16 protein-coding genes, 1 tRNA gene and 1 rRNA gene are annotated in these 16,251 nt (G+C 35.1%); all 18 read right to left on the bottom strand.

The features are described 5' to 3' along the window. On the bottom strand, window positions 1-168 hold a 168-nt coding region (locus C7958_RS09275), incomplete at its 3' end, for a GTP-binding protein (RefSeq protein WP_243834319.1). A 144-nt stretch (window positions 169-312) separates the two neighbouring features. Beyond that, window positions 313-966 (bottom strand): RNA polymerase sporulation sigma factor SigH, encoded by a 654-nt coding sequence (sigH, locus tag C7958_RS09270; RefSeq protein WP_181453821.1) that lies wholly within the window; start codon window positions 964-966, stop codon window positions 313-315. Window positions 967-1,029: 63 nt separating this feature from the next. Then, window positions 1,030-1,770 carry a 23S rRNA (guanosine(2251)-2'-O)-methyltransferase RlmB gene (gene rlmB / locus C7958_RS09265; protein WP_111572400.1) on the bottom strand — a complete coding sequence of 247 codons (741 nt, stop codon included), beginning with the start codon at window positions 1,768-1,770 and terminating at the stop codon, window positions 1,030-1,032. Then, on the bottom strand, window positions 1,771-3,225 hold the full coding sequence (gene cysS, locus C7958_RS09260; protein ID WP_111572399.1) for a cysteine--tRNA ligase: 1,455 nt from the start codon (window positions 3,223-3,225) through the stop codon (window positions 1,771-1,773). 124 nt (window positions 3,226-3,349) lie between these two features. After that, on the bottom strand, window positions 3,350-4,825 hold the full coding sequence (gene gltX / locus C7958_RS09255) for a glutamate--tRNA ligase (RefSeq protein ID WP_111572398.1): 1,476 nt from the start codon (window positions 4,823-4,825) through the stop codon (window positions 3,350-3,352). A gap of 42 nt (window positions 4,826-4,867) precedes the next feature. After that, window positions 4,868-5,659 carry a HutP family protein gene (locus C7958_RS09250; protein WP_111572397.1) on the bottom strand — a complete coding sequence of 264 codons (792 nt, stop codon included), beginning with the start codon at window positions 5,657-5,659 and terminating at the stop codon, window positions 4,868-4,870. After that, window positions 5,628-6,179 (bottom strand): 2-C-methyl-D-erythritol 2,4-cyclodiphosphate synthase, encoded by a 552-nt coding sequence (gene ispF, locus C7958_RS09245; protein ID WP_111572396.1) that lies wholly within the window; start codon window positions 6,177-6,179, stop codon window positions 5,628-5,630. Before ispF ends, C7958_RS09250 begins: the two co-directional genes overlap by 32 nt. Next, window positions 6,172-6,864 (bottom strand): 2-C-methyl-D-erythritol 4-phosphate cytidylyltransferase, encoded by a 693-nt coding sequence (gene ispD / locus C7958_RS09240; RefSeq protein WP_111572395.1) that lies wholly within the window; start codon window positions 6,862-6,864, stop codon window positions 6,172-6,174. Before ispD ends, ispF begins: the two co-directional genes overlap by 8 nt. Before the next feature lie 12 nt (window positions 6,865-6,876). Next, window positions 6,877-7,968 carry a PIN/TRAM domain-containing protein gene (locus C7958_RS09235; RefSeq protein WP_111572394.1) on the bottom strand — a complete coding sequence of 364 codons (1,092 nt, stop codon included), beginning with the start codon at window positions 7,966-7,968 and terminating at the stop codon, window positions 6,877-6,879. A 35-nt stretch (window positions 7,969-8,003) separates the two neighbouring features. Then, on the bottom strand, window positions 8,004-8,504 hold the full coding sequence (locus tag C7958_RS09230; protein WP_111572393.1) for a CarD family transcriptional regulator: 501 nt from the start codon (window positions 8,502-8,504) through the stop codon (window positions 8,004-8,006). Between the two features lie 111 nt (window positions 8,505-8,615). Beyond that, the gene (gene disA, locus C7958_RS09225; protein ID WP_111572392.1) at window positions 8,616-9,695 is read right to left on the bottom strand and encodes a DNA integrity scanning diadenylate cyclase DisA; all 1,080 of its coding nucleotides are present in this window, start codon (window positions 9,693-9,695) and stop codon (window positions 8,616-8,618) included. A gap of 34 nt (window positions 9,696-9,729) precedes the next feature. Then, window positions 9,730-11,100: a DNA repair protein RadA gene (gene radA / locus C7958_RS09220; RefSeq protein ID WP_111572391.1), complete on the bottom strand. Its 1,371-nt coding sequence runs from the start codon at window positions 11,098-11,100 to the stop codon at window positions 9,730-9,732. A 97-nt stretch (window positions 11,101-11,197) separates the two neighbouring features. Beyond that, window positions 11,198-13,618 (bottom strand): ATP-dependent Clp protease ATP-binding subunit, encoded by a 2,421-nt coding sequence (locus C7958_RS09215; protein ID WP_111572390.1) that lies wholly within the window; start codon window positions 13,616-13,618, stop codon window positions 11,198-11,200. 5 nt (window positions 13,619-13,623) lie between these two features. Further along, window positions 13,624-14,664, bottom strand: a complete 1,041-nt coding sequence (locus C7958_RS09210) for a protein arginine kinase (protein ID WP_111572389.1) — start codon at window positions 14,662-14,664, stop codon at window positions 13,624-13,626. Further along, a complete protein-coding gene (locus C7958_RS09205) occupies window positions 14,654-15,190 on the bottom strand; it encodes a UvrB/UvrC motif-containing protein (RefSeq protein ID WP_111572388.1) in 537 nt (178 codons plus the stop codon). The genes C7958_RS09210 and C7958_RS09205 overlap by 11 nt, the downstream gene beginning before the upstream one ends. A 2-nt stretch (window positions 15,191-15,192) precedes the next feature. After that, window positions 15,193-15,660 (bottom strand): CtsR family transcriptional regulator, encoded by a 468-nt coding sequence (locus tag C7958_RS09200; protein WP_111572387.1) that lies wholly within the window; start codon window positions 15,658-15,660, stop codon window positions 15,193-15,195. A gap of 256 nt (window positions 15,661-15,916) precedes the next feature. Next, a tRNA-Asn gene (locus C7958_RS09195) sits at window positions 15,917-15,992 on the bottom strand. A gap of 9 nt (window positions 15,993-16,001) precedes the next feature. Beyond that, window positions 16,002-16,118: ribosomal RNA gene (rrf, locus tag C7958_RS09190) — 5S ribosomal RNA — on the bottom strand. Window positions 16,119-16,251 lie beyond the last annotated feature (133 nt).

Below are 16,251 nucleotides of genomic sequence, written 5' to 3'. Positions count from 1 at the left end.
TTCTTCTGGGGCATTATCAATTGTATCAAATGCTCTTACTTCTGCTCCACCATAGTTTGCTAACACATTTGTGATTGCTGCTGTTAGTGTTGTTTTTCCATGGTCAACATGTCCTATTGTTCCTATGTTAACATGTGGTTTGTTTCTTTCAAATTTTGCTTTTGCCATTTTCTTTTCTTCCCCCTTAAAAATTTAACTAGTTTTTATGTAGCCATCAGGATATAAAATCCACAAAAAAGGCCTGGCGGCTGCAGGCCGAATACTGCCATTAATGACAGTTATATTTATTTGAATCAGAAGCAAATTAGAAATTTATATATTATGTTTTTCTAAAAATACTTCTAATTTTCTTTTTACTCTCTGTAATGCATTATCTACTGATTTCACATGTTTATCTAAGCTTTCAGCAATTTTTTGATAAGATTTTCCATCTAAATATTCCTGCAGAACATCAAATTCTAAATCACTTAACATTGAAGATATTTCAGATTCGATTAAATCATAAGTTTCATTGCTGATAAATAAAGCCTCTGGGTTGGATAATTTTCCACCTTTTAAAATGTCCAGAAGAGTTCTATCTGATTCTTCATCATAAATCGGCTTATTTAAAGAAATATAAGTATTTAAAGGCTGGTGCTTCTGGCGGGTAGCAGCTTTAATCGCGGTGATTATCTGTCGAGTAATACATAATTCTGCAAAAGCTCGAAAAGAGGCCAGTCTCTCAACTTTATAATCACGCACTGCTTTATAAAGGCCAATCATGCCTTCCTGAACAATATCTTCCCGATCAGCTCCTACCAAAAAATAAGAGCGTGATTTAGCAAGCACAAAGTTCTTATAACGTTTAATCAGAGTTTCCTGAGCTTCCATATCTCCCTGATGTACCAGTTCAACAAGTTCATCATCGGACATCTGCTTATACTCTTCAAAACTGATATCATCAAAATCAAGTTCCTGAGCATTCATCTTCAACCAGAATCCCCTCCCTTATCCATTACATTACTATTATACTTGCTAAAAAAACTTTCGTCAAGAAATATCTTCTCCGCGCTGACGGAAAATTTCATAGATGATAATAGCTGCTGCTACAGACGCATTAAGGGAACCTAATTCTCCACTCATTGGAATTTTAACAAGGAAATCACAGTTTTCTCTAACCAGTCTTCTAAGTCCACTACCTTCACTTCCAATTACCAGTCCAATCGATCCACTTAAGTCAGCTTCAAAATGATTTTGTTCAGCTGCGGCATCAGCTCCGGCAATCCAATAATTAGCCTTTTTTAAATCTCTAATGGCATAGTTAATATTAGACACCTTAACTAAAGGTATATGTTCTGCTGCTCCTGCCGCAGACTTTAATACTACCGGTGTAATACCTACAGCACGGCGGTCCTGATAAACAACTGCATCAGCACCTGCTGCATAGGCAGTTCTAACTATTGCCCCAAAATTATGAGGATCTTTTATTTCATCTAAAATAATAACCAGAGAATCTCCATCCTTATTTTCTTTGATCTCAACTATATCAGCTAAACCATACTCTTTTAATGGATCAGCTTCGGCAATTACTCCCTGATGAGCATGAGATCTGGCACTTTCATCTAATTTCTGCGAAGAAATTCTACTAATTGGAACATTCTTCTCCTCTGCCATTTCTAGAATATTATCTATTACTTCAGCCGAAATTTCTTCCTGAATAAAAATACGATGTATTTTCCTGTTTCCTCTTAAAGCTTCATAAACCGGATTTCTTCCTTCAATCTTTGGCATTTAATTATCATCCTTCGCTTCTTTGATTTCCCATTCTGTTCCCCGGGAGGTATCTATAACTTCAATTCCTATTTCCTGCAGTCGGTCTCTAATCAAATCTGCTTCTTCCCAGTTTTTGTTTTCTCTAGCTTTGTCTCTCAAATCTATCAATAAGTTGACAAGCGGATCGACTAAATCATTACCAGCTGCTGCAGCTGATTCCAGTTCAAACTCTAACCCCAGGATTTCTGCTAATTCCAGAAAAATTTCTTCTGTTTCTTCCAGAATGGCAAAGTTCTTTTCATTTAGAGAAAAATCTTTTTGGTTAATATAACTGTTTATTTCTCCAACCAAATCATGTAAAACTCCAATCGCTTCAGCTGTATTAAAATCATCTTCTAAAGCTTCAACAAAAGCCCTCTGCTTTTTTACAATCTTTTCAAAAAAGTCTTCAGCTTCTTTATTTTCAGCTGCAGAATCAATATCCAGACTTAATACTTTTGCCAGCTGCTTTCTTGTGTTTTCAATTCTTTCCAGTGAAGTTTGAGCTTCTTCTAATTTTTCATAAGCAAAATCAATTGGACTTCTATAGTGTCTGCTTAAAAGAAAATATCTAATTACCCGGGCGGAAAACTCTTTTAAAACTTCTCGACTTGTAAAGAAATTTCCCTGAGATTTAGACATTTTTTCTCCACTTAAGTTAACAGTTCCATTATGCAGCCAGTAATTAACAAACTTCTGCCCGCTGTATGCTTCTGACTGAGCAATTTCGTTTTCATGATGGGGAAAAATAAGATCAACTCCACCTCCGTGAATATCGAAAGTAGCTCCCAGACGCTTCATTGACATTGCTGAACATTCTATATGCCAGCCAGGCCAACCTTCTCCCCAGGGACTATCCCAGCCATCTCCGGGCTCAACTTTTTTCCATAAGCCAAAATCTAGAGGATTTCTTTTTTCTTCATTGACTGCAATTCGGGCACCAGCCTGCATCTCATCCAGATTCCTTCCGGATAATTTTCCGTAGTCCTCAAAACTTTCTACACTAAAGTATACATTCCCGTTTACCTCATAAGCATAACCTTTATCAATTAAAGTTTTCACCATTTCAATAATTTGATCAATATTTTCGCTAACCCGCAAATATTTATCAGCTGCTTTAATATTAAATTCCCTGATATCTTCTAAAAAAGCATTGGCATATTTATCAGCCAGTTCTGCTGGAGTTAAATCTTCTTCTGCTGCTCTTTTGACTATTTTCTCATTAATATCAGTAAAATTAGAAATATAATCAACTTGATAACCTAAATATTCAAGAAAACGCCTCACAACATCGTAGTTAATCGCACTTCTGATATGGCCGATATGAGAATAATTTTGAACGGTTAAGCCACAGACATACATTTTCACCTTGCCCGCCTCTTCTGTTTCGAATTTTTCTTTTTTACCTGTTAATGTATTATAAACTTTTAGCATCTCTTCACTCCTTTCTTACTAACTTTTCTTACTGATCCGATTTTTAAAATAATCATTAAAATTACAAACTGCTTTTAAAAAAGAGCCTTCTCCCTCAGAGAAGACCCTTAATATTATTTCTTTATTAATTATTTTCAGCCAACTCTAAAGCAGCATCAAGTCTGCGGGAAATTTCTTCAGCTCCAAAAATAGAAATAACGCTTGTCATTTCCGGGCCAGAACCTTTGCCGGTAATTGCAAGTCTGGTGGGATGATAAATTGTTCTACCACCAACATCCAGCTCATTTTTTAGTTCTTTAAAAATTTCTCCAACCGCTTCTGCTGTTAATTCTTCTCTCTCAAACATTTTGATTTTTAAAGTTTCAAATACTAGTTTTACATCTGCACCTTTAAATTCTTCCGCGGCTTCAGCTGGATCATCAAACTCTATCTCAGTTAAAAACAACTCTGCTTCCTCAGGAATTTGAGATAAATAATCAACTCCAGTTCTAACCTCATCGATCACTTCAGCCAGCCAGGATCTATTGTTTTCTATATATTCTTTGTCAACCAGAGCGGATTCCAGTAAGAAAGGCAGTGATAAATCTACAATTCTATCCAGTTCGGCTGCCCGAATATACTTCCCATTCATCCAGTTCAGTTTTTCTCTATCAAAAACTGCACCACTTTTATTGACATCTTCAATAGCAAAACGCTCTATAATTTCTTCCTGGGAGAGTATTTCTTCTTCATCTCCAGTTGACCAGCCTAAGAGGGCCATAAAATTAAAGAGTGCTTCCGGTAAATATCCCTGTTCTCTAAACTCACCAATATAAACAGAATCTTTACCACGCTTTTTAAGCTTTGCCTTATTTTCATCTAAAATTAAGGGCAAATGTGCAAATTTAGGTAATTTAAACCCTAAAGCTTGATAGATTAGAATCTGTTTTGGAGTATTAGATAGGTGGTCTTCACCTCTGACAACATGTGAAATTTTCATTAACGCATCATCAATTACTACTGCGAAATTATAAGTCGGCATGCCATCGGATTTAAAGATAATAAAATCATCTAAAACAGAGGAGCTAAAACTAACATCGCCTCTAATTAAATCTTCAACAACTATTTCCTGTTCTTCCGCTGGCAGTTTAAAACGCAAAACTGGCTCTCTTCCTTCAGCCTCATAAGCTTTTCTTTCTTCTTCGCTTAAATCACGGCAGGAACCATCATAACGAGGCATCTCATCATTCTCAATAGCTTTCTGCCTCATTTCGTCCAGTTCTTCTTTAGTACAGTAGCATTTATAGGCATGACCGGATTCTAATAATTTATCAGCATACTCCTGATAAAGATCAATCCTTTCAGTCTGGCGATAAGGGCCGTAATCTCCACCAATACCAACACCCTCGTCTGCATCCAGATCAAGCCATTCCATCTCCTGAATAATAATATCTTCAAACTCTTTAGTAGATCTTGCCTGATCTGTATCTTCAATTCTCAAAACTAATTCCCCGTCTTTTTGCTTTGCAACCAGCCAGTTAAAGAGAGCTGTTCGCATATTACCAATGTGAATCTTCCCGGTAGGACTAGGGGGGAAACGCAATCTTATGTTATTACTCATAACCTTATAATTCCTCCTATATGATTTTGCAATTGTCTTAAATTATATTACACTTGTTCCAACAGTTAACTGTTCAGGGCCATCAACTAGAGCATGACCAAACTTACCAAAAATAGCAACAGAAATGTGTCCATCTCCCCGGACAACTGCTATCTTAAATCCTCCACCAAGACCAGGATTTACAAGATCCAGCTGACTGTATGCATCTTTAACAGCATTGGAAACAGCCATTTTTTCACGAGAATTTTCGCTGATTACTCCTCTTGCAATTGCAGCTACAGTAGTACTTTCTCGCAATTTAATCGGCAGTTTTTCTGCACTGGCACCAGTTTGAGTAATTGCACCGCGATAGCCATAACCTTCTATTTTTTTCAACCAGTATTCTTCATAGTCACGACTTCTGGTCATTGAAAGATAAATAGCAGAACTTTCTGGAGTTATGGTTTTCTTCTCCATTTCCATTTCTTCTTCTTCATCTTTTAAATAACCATAGACTATATCTTCAGATGTAACAATACCTACTAATTCTTTTCTATCATTAAAAACAGGCAAACCTCCGATATGATTGTCGGATAATTTTTTTGCTGCCTGCTGAACTGTGCTCTTTTCATTAATAACAATTAAATTATCAGACATAAATTCGCTAACTGAAGCATCTAAATCTTTCTCAGCTATTATATCACCATCTGTTAACATCCCAATTACTTTTCCATTCTTCTCCACTAACAATCTACCAATTTTATTTATTGAAAGCATTTTTTCCGCTTCCATAATTGTTGCCTCTGGGGCAATTGTTATTGGATCATTTGTCATTATATTCTTTACTAACATCATCTAGTACTCCCTTCCTATTTACCTTCTTAAAAAACTGCCAAAATTCCTTCTCAACTACGCTTACGACAGCATAGGCTGCCATACCTTCTCCCCGGCCAGTAAAGCCCATTTTTTCATTAGTTGTCGCTTTAAAATTAATATCTTGCTCCTGCAAATTCAAGCCATCTGCAGTCGAAGCAATAATTTGACTGCGATAGGGTTTTAATTTGGGCTTTTCTGCCACAACTACTAAATCACAATTATTTATTACAAAATTTCTATTCTCTACTTCTTTTTTGACCTCAGTCAAAAGTTTTAAACTGCTGATGTTTTTATATTGAGGGTCATCATCCGGAAAGTGACTGCCGATATCACCACTTCCAACTGCTCCCAGCAGCGCATCCATTAAGGCATGCAGTAACACGTCAGCATCTGAATGGCCCTGAAGACCAAAATCAGATTCTATTTCTACCCCACCTAAAAATAGTTTTCTGTCTTTAGCAAAACGATGACTATCATAGCCAAAACCAACTCTAAACATTAGATTGCTCCTTTAAAATAATTTCTGCCGGTTTTAAATCTTCCGGAGTAGTAATTTTAAAATTATTATAATCACCATTAACAATATATACCTTTTTTCCCAGTTCTTCAACCAGAGAGGCATCATCAAGTGCTTTATCTTTTTTATAATTTTTATGTGCTTTTTTTATTAAGTCTAATCTAAATGCTTGCGGTGTCTGGATTGCTCTTAAAGAATTACGAGCGAGCGTTTTTTTAGAAAAAGAATTCTCTACTACTTTTATTGTATCTTTAACTTTAATTCCACAGCTAACAGCATCATACTTTTTTACTGCCAGATAGGTTCTTTCTATTAACTCTTTTTTTAACATTGGTCGTGCACCATCATGTATTATAACATAATTAACTTTATCACTAAAGTTTTTCAAGCCATTATTAACTGATTCCTTTCTGCTTTTACCTCCGGCAATTAAATTGAATTCAGGCTGAGAGGCTAAAAATAAGGGCATTACATTATCTTTGAAATATTCTATCTCATCAGGATGCAACACTATGTTTAGCTCAAAATCGCGCGGCCAGTCCAGAAAAGTTTTTATAGTATGATATAAAACCGGCTTTCCCATAAGATTCAAAAATTGCTTATTTATGTTCTTTCCCATTCTTCTGCCTTTACCGGCAGCAGCAATTAAAACACCAATCTCCGACATTTAAATCATCCTCTAATTTGTTTTAGGGCGAGCAAAGATCATTCTACCAGCAGCTGTCTGTAAGATACTGGTCACAAGTACTGAAATATCATCTCCCAGATATTTAATTCCTTCTTCGATAACAATCATTGTTCCATCGTCAAGATAAGCTACTCCCTGGCCGTTTTCTTTACCTTCCTTAATCACTTTAACATCCATTTCTTCGCCAGGTAAGACCACAGGTTTAACTGCATTTGCCAGCTCATTAATATTTAAAACATTAACCCCCTGTAATTCTGCAACTTTATTTAAATTGTAATCATTGGTTAAAACCTTAGCTTCAGTTAACTGCGCCAGCTTAACTAATTTACTATCAACTTCAGATACTTCTTCAAAATCATAGTCTATTATTTCTACCTGTATTTGCTCATCATTCTGCATCTGTCTTAAAATATCAAGGCCGCGGCGGCCCCGATTTCTTTTTAAATCATCAGCCGAATCAGCAATATGCTGTAATTCTTCTAAAACAAATTCTGGAATAATAAAATTACCCTCTATAAATCCAGTTTTGCAAATATCATAAATTCTGCCATCAATTATAACACTGGTATCCAGTATTTTATCACTGCCAGTTTTAATCTGGGGACAGTCTATCTCTTCTTTTTTTCTGGCAAATAAAGCAAATAAAAAAGAGGCTATATCCTTTTCTTTGTGAATAGCAAGGGCAAACCCCATATAAGTAAAGGTAACATTAATAAAAATTTGCAGAGGCATTCCAATCCGAGGTATTCTGGGAATAGAAAAAATAAAATTTATAATAGCACCTGTTATAAGACCAATTATAAGACCACTTACCGCTATCACAATTTTTTTCCAACTAATCTCCTTAAATCTTAACTCAAAATCCATAATAAAATCCAGTAATTTATTTAATAAATAAAATATTAAAAAATAACCCAATACCGCTCCCAATAAAACAGCATAAAACTGCCTGGTTAAAAAGAATTCCCCGATACTCTGCCAGCTAAAAGAATACTCACTAGCAAAGCCAAAAATATAAACCAGATTATAAGCAATAACACCACCAAAAACCCCAAAAATCAAGCGCATTATTTTTTTTAACATTATCTCAGTTTCACCCCCTTCCAAAAAATCTCTAATTAAGAATCAAGATCTTCTTCGTCAAGTGTAAACAAATCATCCATTTTTTCTGAAATGCTTTCTTCATCCATATCCTTTGCTAAAACAAGTTCGCTGATTAATATCTGTCGCGCATTACTTAACATTTTTTTCTCACCGGTTGACAGACCTTTTTCTCTATCTCTAATACTTAAGTTTCTTACAACTTCTGCTACTTCAAATATATCACCAGTTTTTAATTTTTCCTGGTTAGCCCGAAACCGGCGGTTCCAATTTTGTGACATTTTACTCTTTTCACCATTTAATAATTCAAAAACTTCATCTGCTTTTTGTTCAGATATAACATCACGAATACCAATTTTATCAATCTTATCAACAGGAATCATAACTTTCATTTCACCAATTGGAAGTTTCATAATATAATACTCTTTTTTTTCATCTAAAATAGTCTTAGTCTCAATACCAGCAATGGTTCCTGCACCATGATTAGGATAAACGACTTTGTCACCAATTTTATACATCTTATCCACTCCTCTTTTATGAAAGCAATAAAAATCCACCTTATAATTATATCATTTTCAAAAGCCTCAGTCAATTTGAGTACTTTTTCACTTAAGTTATAACGAAGTGTACTAAATATGTCTGTCAAGTAAAACCTGATCTCTGAGTCGGCGCAGTCCATCCTTAATTGCCTGGGCTCGTACTTCTCCAATTCCATCTACATCATCAAGTTCATCAACTGAAGCTCGAATAATCGCCTGCAGATTTTCGAAATGCTCGACTAAATTTTCAATAACAGGCATCGGCAGTCTTGGGATTTTCCGCATGATACGGTAACCGCATGGTGAAACTGTTTCATCTAAAGCATTAACACTGCCGCTGTAACCCAGAGCTTTACTAATTGTATTTAAAGTTAAAATTTCATCAGAAGACCAGTCTGTTAGATTTTCCAGAACTTTTTCTGGATCAGATGTATCCTCTTCCAATTCTTCTGAAATATAATCTTCAATCAGCAAAACCCCTTCTTCTCTAACATTGCTGACAAGTTCTTCTAACTGCATTTTAATTAATCTTCCTTCTGACCCCAGTTCAGAGATATATTTTTCTATTTCGCGCTGAATTTTTAATACCATCTCTGTCCTCTGAATAACAGTTACAACATCAGAAAGAGTCACTAAATCTTCAAATTCTAGAGCACTCAAGTTAGTTAAAGCCTGATCAAAAACAGATCGATATTTTTCTAGGGTCTGAATGGCCTGATTAGCTTTAACAAGAACTACTCTAATATCTTCTAATATATGTTTTGAATCGCCTTTATAAATGGTAATAATCGATCTCCTCTGAGAAATAGCGATTACCAATTCTCCTGTCTGGCGGGCCACCCTCTCAGCTGTTTTATGTCTTGTTCCAGTTTCAGATGATTTGACAGTCGGATCAGGTATCAACTGCGCATTGGCAAATAAAATGTTTTCAGCAGCCTGATCCAGTACAATTGCCCCATCCATTTTGGCCAGTTCATATAAACGAGCAGGTGATAGAGGTGCTTCAATCTGAAAACCATCATTAACCAGATCCATTACCTCTTCTTTATCACTAACAACAATTAAACCACCTGTCTGGGCTCTTAATATATTTTCCAGACCATCTCTAAAAACTGTACCGGGAGCTAAAACCTTTAGAATATCCAATAATTTCTCATCGATCTCTTCCATTGCTTCACCTCTTTTCTTATAATTTTTGAATTACTTACTTTAAAATTAACTTTACAAATTCAGCTATGTCCTTAACTGCATCTATTTTAATTTCAGGATCAAAGGCAATATTTTTGGCATTTGCCGCAGGTATTATTACTTTTTTAAATGAAAGTTTCTTTAATTCATTTATCCTTTTTTCTATCTGACCTACTGCTCTTACTTCACCACCAAGTCCGACTTCTCCAATTACAGCTAGCTCATTATCCAGTGCTATATCCTTATAGCTTGAGATAACAGCCGCTATAATTGCTAAATCAAGGCCAGGCTCTTCCACATTAATACCACCGGTAATATTTAAATTAACATCATGTTCTTTAAAATTAGCTCCCAGCCGTTTTTCTAAAACAGCTAAAAGTAGAGATAACCTTTTATAATCAACACCTTTAGCCAGCCTCTGTGGTGAGGGGAAAGCGGCGTCTGTAACCAGTGACTGAACCTCAACCAGAAGAACTCTACTCCCTTCTAAAGCAGGGGTTATAATTGAACCTGAGACATCTGCCGATCTCTCATTAATAAAAAAGCTGGAAGGGTTGGCTACCTCATTAATTCCATCTGCTTTCATTTCGAAAACACCAATTTCATTTGTAGAACCAAAACGATTTTTCTTGGCCCGCAGCATTCTATACATGTGATAATTATCACCCTCAAACTGCAGTACAGTATCAACCAGATGTTCTAAAACTCTGGGACCAGCTAATTCTCCTTCTTTAGTTACATGTCCGATCAAAACCACTGGAATACCGGTAGTTTTGGCCAGTTTAACCAGACGATTTGTAACCTCTTTTATTTGAGTAAGATTACCTGGAGCTGCATCTAATTCTGGAATATGTACTGTTTGAATTGAATCTACAACAATCAGAGAATAACTTTTATTTTTAGATATATGATTTTCTAAAACCATATAATCTCTCTCATCTAAAATATTTAGATTTTCTTCCATACAATTTAATCTTTCTGCTCTCATTTTTATCTGAGAAGCCGATTCTTCACCCGAAAGATACAGAGTTTTCCCATATTTTTGACTAAAAAGAGAAGCCACCTGAAGTATCAGTGTTGATTTACCGATACCAGGGGCTCCACCAAGTAATATCAGAGAGCCAGAAACAATACCGCCTCCCAGTACCCGATCAAGTTCAGTGATATTTGTTTGATAACGCTGACGCTTAACTGAAGAAATTTTTGTAATCGGAAGGGGCTGTTTCTCCTCTCTGTTTAAATTATATTTATTTTTCTGATCTCTGGATTTATCTTCAATAACCTCTTCAAAACTATCCCAGGAACCACAGTTAGAACATTTTCCCATCCAATTAACTGATTTATATCCACATTCCTGACATAGATAATACTTTTTTGCTTTTGCCATTATCAATAACTCCTAGCTCTTTATTTGTTAATATTTGTTTATAATTATATCATTTTTTACAGCATTTTACAAGAGAGGTTAATTTGCTTTTTCCGTACTAATTTATTTTAAAATCAAATTCATCATCTTGAACATCTACTTTGATTTTTCCTTTTTCTTCAAATTCTTTGTCCAGAATTTTAATTGATAATGGGTTTTCAATCTGACGCTGAATTGTTCTCCTTAAAGGTCGAGCACCAAACTCAGAATCATAACCATCTTCTGCCAGTTTTGCCTTAGCTGCTTCGGTCATCTCAAGTTCGATTTCTTTTTCTTCCAACCGATCTCTTAAATCATCTAACATTAAGTCGACAATTTTCTTGATATGATCTTTATTTAAAGAATGGAAGACAATGATTTCGTCAAGCCGGTTTAAAAACTCAGGTCTAAATGTTTTGCGAAGCTGGGACATAACATTGTCCTTCATATTCTCATAGCTTGCTTTTTCATCGTTTTCTGTCTTAAATCCTAACTGTGACTGTTTCTCAATAAAATCTGCTCCTACATTAGAAGTCATAATTACAATTGTGTTTTTGAAGTCAACTTTACGACCATGGGTATCTGTTAATACACCATCTTCTAAAATCTGCAGCAGTACATTAAAGACATCAGGATGGGCCTTTTCTATTTCATCAAATAAAATTACTGAGTATGGTCTTCTACGAACAGGTTCAGTTAATTGTCCTCCTTCATCATGACCAACATAACCAGGAGGAGAACCAACAAGTCTGGAAACAGAGTGTTTTTCCATATACTCTGACATATCAACTCTAATCATTGCATCCTCATCATTAAACATTGTTTCGGCCAGAGTTTTTGCCAGTTCAGTTTTACCAACACCTGTAGGACCCAAAAAGATAAAGGACCCAATCGGTCTTTTTGGATCTTTCAAACCAGCTCTGGCTCTACGCACAGCTTCTGATACTGCTGTAATTGCTTCATCCTGTCCAATTACTCTTTTGTGCAGCTCATCTTCCAGACGGAGCAGTCTTTCAGTTTCCGCTTCTTCAAGTTTAGTTACCGGAATACCTGTCCAGCTGGAAACAATTTCTGCAATGTCTTCAGTAGTTACTACAGCTTCAGCTTTACCCTTTTCATTTTCCCAGTTATTTTTCAATTCTTGCAGTTCTTTTTTTAGGCCCTTTTCTTTATCCCTCATTCTGGCAGCCTTTTCAAATTCCTGATTTTTGACTGCTGCTTCTTTTTCTTTTTCTGCCTCTTCTAATTTCTGACTTAATTCTTTAAATTCCGGTGGTCTGGTGCTGTTGCTTAATCGGACTTTGGAAGCAGCCTCATCAATTAAATCAATTGCTTTATCCGGCAAAAATCTATCGGAAATATATCTATGTGATAAAACGACAGCATCCTTTATTGCCTGATCTGTAATTTTAACTTTATGATGTGCCTCATAAGGATCTCGAAGTCCTTTTAATATATCTATTGCCTCTTCAGTAGAATTTTCTTCTACCAGTACAGACTGAAATCTTCTTTCTAATGCTGCATCTTTTTCTATATATTTACGATATTCATCAAGAGTAGTAGCTCCTATTGCCTGTAACTCACCTCTGGCCAGTGCCGGCTTCAAAATATTAGCAGCATCAATTGCACCTTCTGCAGCTCCTGCACCAACTAGAGTGTGCATCTCATCAATAAATAAAATTATATTTCCACTTTCAATAATCTCTGTCATTACAGCTTTTAAGCGCTGTTCAAATTCTCCTCTGTACTTTGAACCAGCTACTAAAGAACTTAGATCAAGAGATACAACCCTCTTATTTAAAAGCAGCTCTGGTACATTTTCACTAACTATCATCTGTGCCAGGCCTTCGATAATAGCTGTTTTACCAACACCAGGTTCACCAATCAGTACAGGGTTATTTTTAGTTCTTCTACTTAAAACCTGAATCACTCTATTAATTTCTTTATCTCGACCAATTACCGGGTCCAATTTATTTTCTCTTGCCATTTCGGTTAAATCACGGCTGTATTCATCCAAATTTTTAGTTTTTCTACCTGAGGACTTTGATTTTTTCTGCATAGAATTTTTACCTCCAAGTAAATCAACTACTTCATCTTTTATATTACTAATATCACTATTTAGATCCATTAAAATTCTAACAGCTACTCCCTCACCCTCTCTGATTAAACCCAGGAGAAGATGCTCGGTTCCAATATAATTATGTCCCATTTTTCGAGCTTCATCCATTGCTAAATTCAGTACCTTTTTACTTCGCGGGGTCAAACCTATAGAACCCTTAACCTCATTCTGTCCCTTACCAATCATATCTATGATTTTACTTTCCACAACTTCTTTACTAACACCATTATCTATTAAAGCACGAGCAGCAATACCCTGATCTTCTGCAATTAAACCGTAAAGAATATGCTCGGTTCCTACATAACTGTGTTTTAACTTTAATGCTTCCTGTTCAGCAATACTCAAAACTTTTCTTGCTCTTTCTGTAAATTTTGCAAACATTATTTTCACTCCTCATTTAATATACTCTTAATAATTTCAGCTCTTTTTATATTTAATTTTCTCTGTTCCAGTTGATCGTCAAAATTATATTGAAGATGTGCATCTTTAATTTTAAATAATAATTTTCTAAATAAATCCTGATCCAATTTTTCTTCAATTAAATTTGTGTCCTGTCCAAATTTAATTCTTGATAAATATTTCAAAGCCTCAGCTTCTTCTAACTGATAGGCATACTTTAATATTCCGAGTGATCTTAGAACATTATCCTTTAACTTTTGATAACTATTTCTTAATAAATATTCTCTACTTTTTCTTTCTTCAGTAATAATCTGCTGAATAACACTTTCTAATTTATCTATTATTTCATTTTCGCTAAATCCTAAAGTTATCTGATTTGAAATCTGAAAAAGTTCAGCTTCAGTGCTGCTTCCTTCTCCTGCTATACCTCTCACAGTTAATCCGAACTTTCCAACCGCTCCCAGGATATTGTCAATTCTTCCACTTAAAACAAGAGCCGGTAAGTGGCACATTACAGAAGCTCTTAAGGCAGTGCCAACATTAGTCGGACAGCTGGTTAAATAACCCCATTTATCTGAAAAAGAATATTCTATTTTTTGATCCAGTTGGTTATCAAGCTGATTAATTTGATTCCAGATCTCATTAAATTCTAAACCAGCACTTAAAATTTGTATTCTGAGATGATCTTCTTCATTTATCATAATTGAAATATGCTTTTCATTATTTAAAAACAATGCTTTTGTGGCAGAACTTTTTGTATGGGCACTACTGATCAAATGCTCCTCATGTAAAACTAATCTTTCAATCTCATCTAAATCTTTCATTAAATAAAAATCAAATCCGTCGTTAATTAAAAAATTTAATTTCGATTTAAGATTTCCAATCAGTTCATTTTTTTCCGACTCAGTGCTCTTATTCGGAAATTTGTATTTTTTTAGATTTCTGGCCAGCCGAATTCTAGAACTCAAGATAACATCCTTTTCTTTACCCGCTTCAGTCTGCCAGTTACTTATCAAATTATGCTTCATTATTATCTTCCTCCATGTCACTTTTAATTGCATGGATTTTATCTCTAATTTCTGCTGCTTTTTCAAAATTCTCCTTTTCAACAGCTGTCTCCATTTCTTCTTTTAATTCAGATATTTCAGATTCTACCTCCAGCTTCTGCTGAAAAGAAAGAGGATATTTACCATTATGTCGAATATTTCCATGGATTCTTTTAAATAAATCATCCAATTTTTGTTCAAAAATATCAAAACATTCTTCACAACCGAAGAGTCCTTTTTCCGTAAATTCGTAATAACTCATACCACAATTGGGACAGACCAACTTCTGTGAACCATTATTTGATAAAAAAGATGATTCTTTATTTGAAAATTTGTGATTTAAAATTCCAGATAAAAGACTTTGAAAACTCAAATCAGTATCATCAGAATTCAGCTGACTGCTCTTTCTGGCACATTCTTCACAAAGATGAATCTCTTCTTTTTGACCATTAATTATCCTTGTTAAATGAACGGAAGCCTCATTTTCTTCACATCTTTCACAGAGCATTGCTAGTCCTCCTTCACTTTAAAAATAACTTCTAACATATTTTTAAGTATCCTTCCCCTTAAATAATCCCGTTCTGGTAAAGAAATCCCCAGAACATTGCGGTGAACCGCTCGCTCCATTAGATAAGATTCCCTCTCGGAAATCAAGTCATTATCATATAATCTTTTTATAATTCCATGAGCTTCACGCTGACTGATTGCACGGTCCAATTTATTAATTACTTTCTGAATTACTTCTTTTTCAGAATTTAAAGTAACTCGAATAATCTTTATAAATCCCCCACCACCACGCTGACTCTCAACAACATAACCATTTTCCACTGTAAACCTTGTATCAAGTACATAATTTATTTGGGAAGGAGCACAATCAAAATTTTCAGCTAATTGATTTCTCTTAATTTTTACTTTACCTTGATATTTAGAAATTTGCCGCCGTAAATATTGTTCAATCTGATCAGACAAACTTGACATATTCTCCCCCTCCTAACTTTGACTTATCTTGACCTTTAATTATATAATACTATATTTATAAAAAAATGCAAGTAAATTATCACACAAAAACACCCACAATTAATAACTGTGAGTGTTTTTAAATAAAGATTATTCAATTTAACATTACAATTTAAGGATAATTAAAAATCAAGAAAAATAAGCCTAACAAAAAGATTATATAAATTAAAAACCCATAAAATAAAAAAAAGACCTCCAAAAGGTCTCTAAATAAAAATGGCTCCCCGAGTAAGACTCGAACTTACGACAAGATGATTAACAGTCATCTGCTCTACCAACTGAGCTATCGGGGAGTATAAAAGGACCGGCAGCGACCTACTCTCCCACATCGTTACCAATGCAGTACCATAGGCGCTGGAGGACTTAACTTTTGTGTTCGAGATGGGAACAAGTGTTGCCCCTCCGCAATTACCACCGGAAATCTTATAAAATTGTATTGTACTCTTTAACTGTACAATCAAAGATACATATAGGAAATAATGATTAAGCCCTCGATCTATTAGTACCAGTTAGCTTAATGTATTACTACACTTACACCTCTGGCCTATCTAC

It is taken from the genome of Halanaerobium saccharolyticum, from assembly GCF_003259895.1.
GTDB lineage: Bacteria > Bacillota > Halanaerobiia > Halanaerobiales > Halanaerobiaceae > Halanaerobium > Halanaerobium saccharolyticum_A.
The sequence above is the reverse complement of the archived record's forward strand: the minus strand, read 5'-3'. Positions and strand labels throughout refer to the sequence as shown.

Bases quoted from the DNA above. Each gene is read 5' to 3' on its own strand.
- C7958_RS09200 (WP_111572387.1), bottom strand. From the start codon at position 15,660: ATGTCAAGTTTGTCTGATCAGATTGAACAATATTTACGGCGGCAAATT.
- C7958_RS09235 (WP_111572394.1), bottom strand. From the start codon at position 7,968: ATGTTAAAAAAAATAATGCGCTTGATTTTTGGGGTTTTTGGTGGTGTT.
- ispD (WP_111572395.1), bottom strand. From the start codon at position 6,864: ATGTCGGAGATTGGTGTTTTAATTGCTGCTGCCGGTAAAGGCAGAAGA.
- sigH (WP_181453821.1), bottom strand. From the start codon at position 966: ATGAATGCTCAGGAACTTGATTTTGATGATATCAGTTTTGAAGAGTAT.
- gltX (WP_111572398.1), bottom strand. From the start codon at position 4,825: ATGAGTAATAACATAAGATTGCGTTTCCCCCCTAGTCCTACCGGGAAG.
- C7958_RS09210 (WP_111572389.1), bottom strand. From the start codon at position 14,664: ATGAAGCATAATTTGATAAGTAACTGGCAGACTGAAGCGGGTAAAGAA.
- cysS (WP_111572399.1), bottom strand. From the start codon at position 3,225: ATGCTAAAAGTTTATAATACATTAACAGGTAAAAAAGAAAAATTCGAA.
- radA (WP_111572391.1), bottom strand. From the start codon at position 11,100: ATGGCAAAAGCAAAAAAGTATTATCTATGTCAGGAATGTGGATATAAA.
- ispF (WP_111572396.1), bottom strand. From the start codon at position 6,179: ATGTTTAGAGTTGGTTTTGGCTATGATAGTCATCGTTTTGCTAAAGAC.
- C7958_RS09250 (WP_111572397.1), bottom strand. From the start codon at position 5,659: ATGATGTTAGTAAAGAATATAATGACAAATGATCCAATAACAATTGCC.
- disA (WP_111572392.1), bottom strand. From the start codon at position 9,695: ATGGAAGAGATCGATGAGAAATTATTGGATATTCTAAAGGTTTTAGCT.
- C7958_RS09215 (WP_111572390.1), bottom strand. From the start codon at position 13,618: ATGTTTGCAAAATTTACAGAAAGAGCAAGAAAAGTTTTGAGTATTGCT.
- C7958_RS09205 (WP_111572388.1), bottom strand. From the start codon at position 15,190: ATGCTCTGTGAAAGATGTGAAGAAAATGAGGCTTCCGTTCATTTAACA.
- rlmB (WP_111572400.1), bottom strand. From the start codon at position 1,770: ATGCCAAAGATTGAAGGAAGAAATCCGGTTTATGAAGCTTTAAGAGGA.
- C7958_RS09230 (WP_111572393.1), bottom strand. From the start codon at position 8,504: ATGTATAAAATTGGTGACAAAGTCGTTTATCCTAATCATGGTGCAGGA.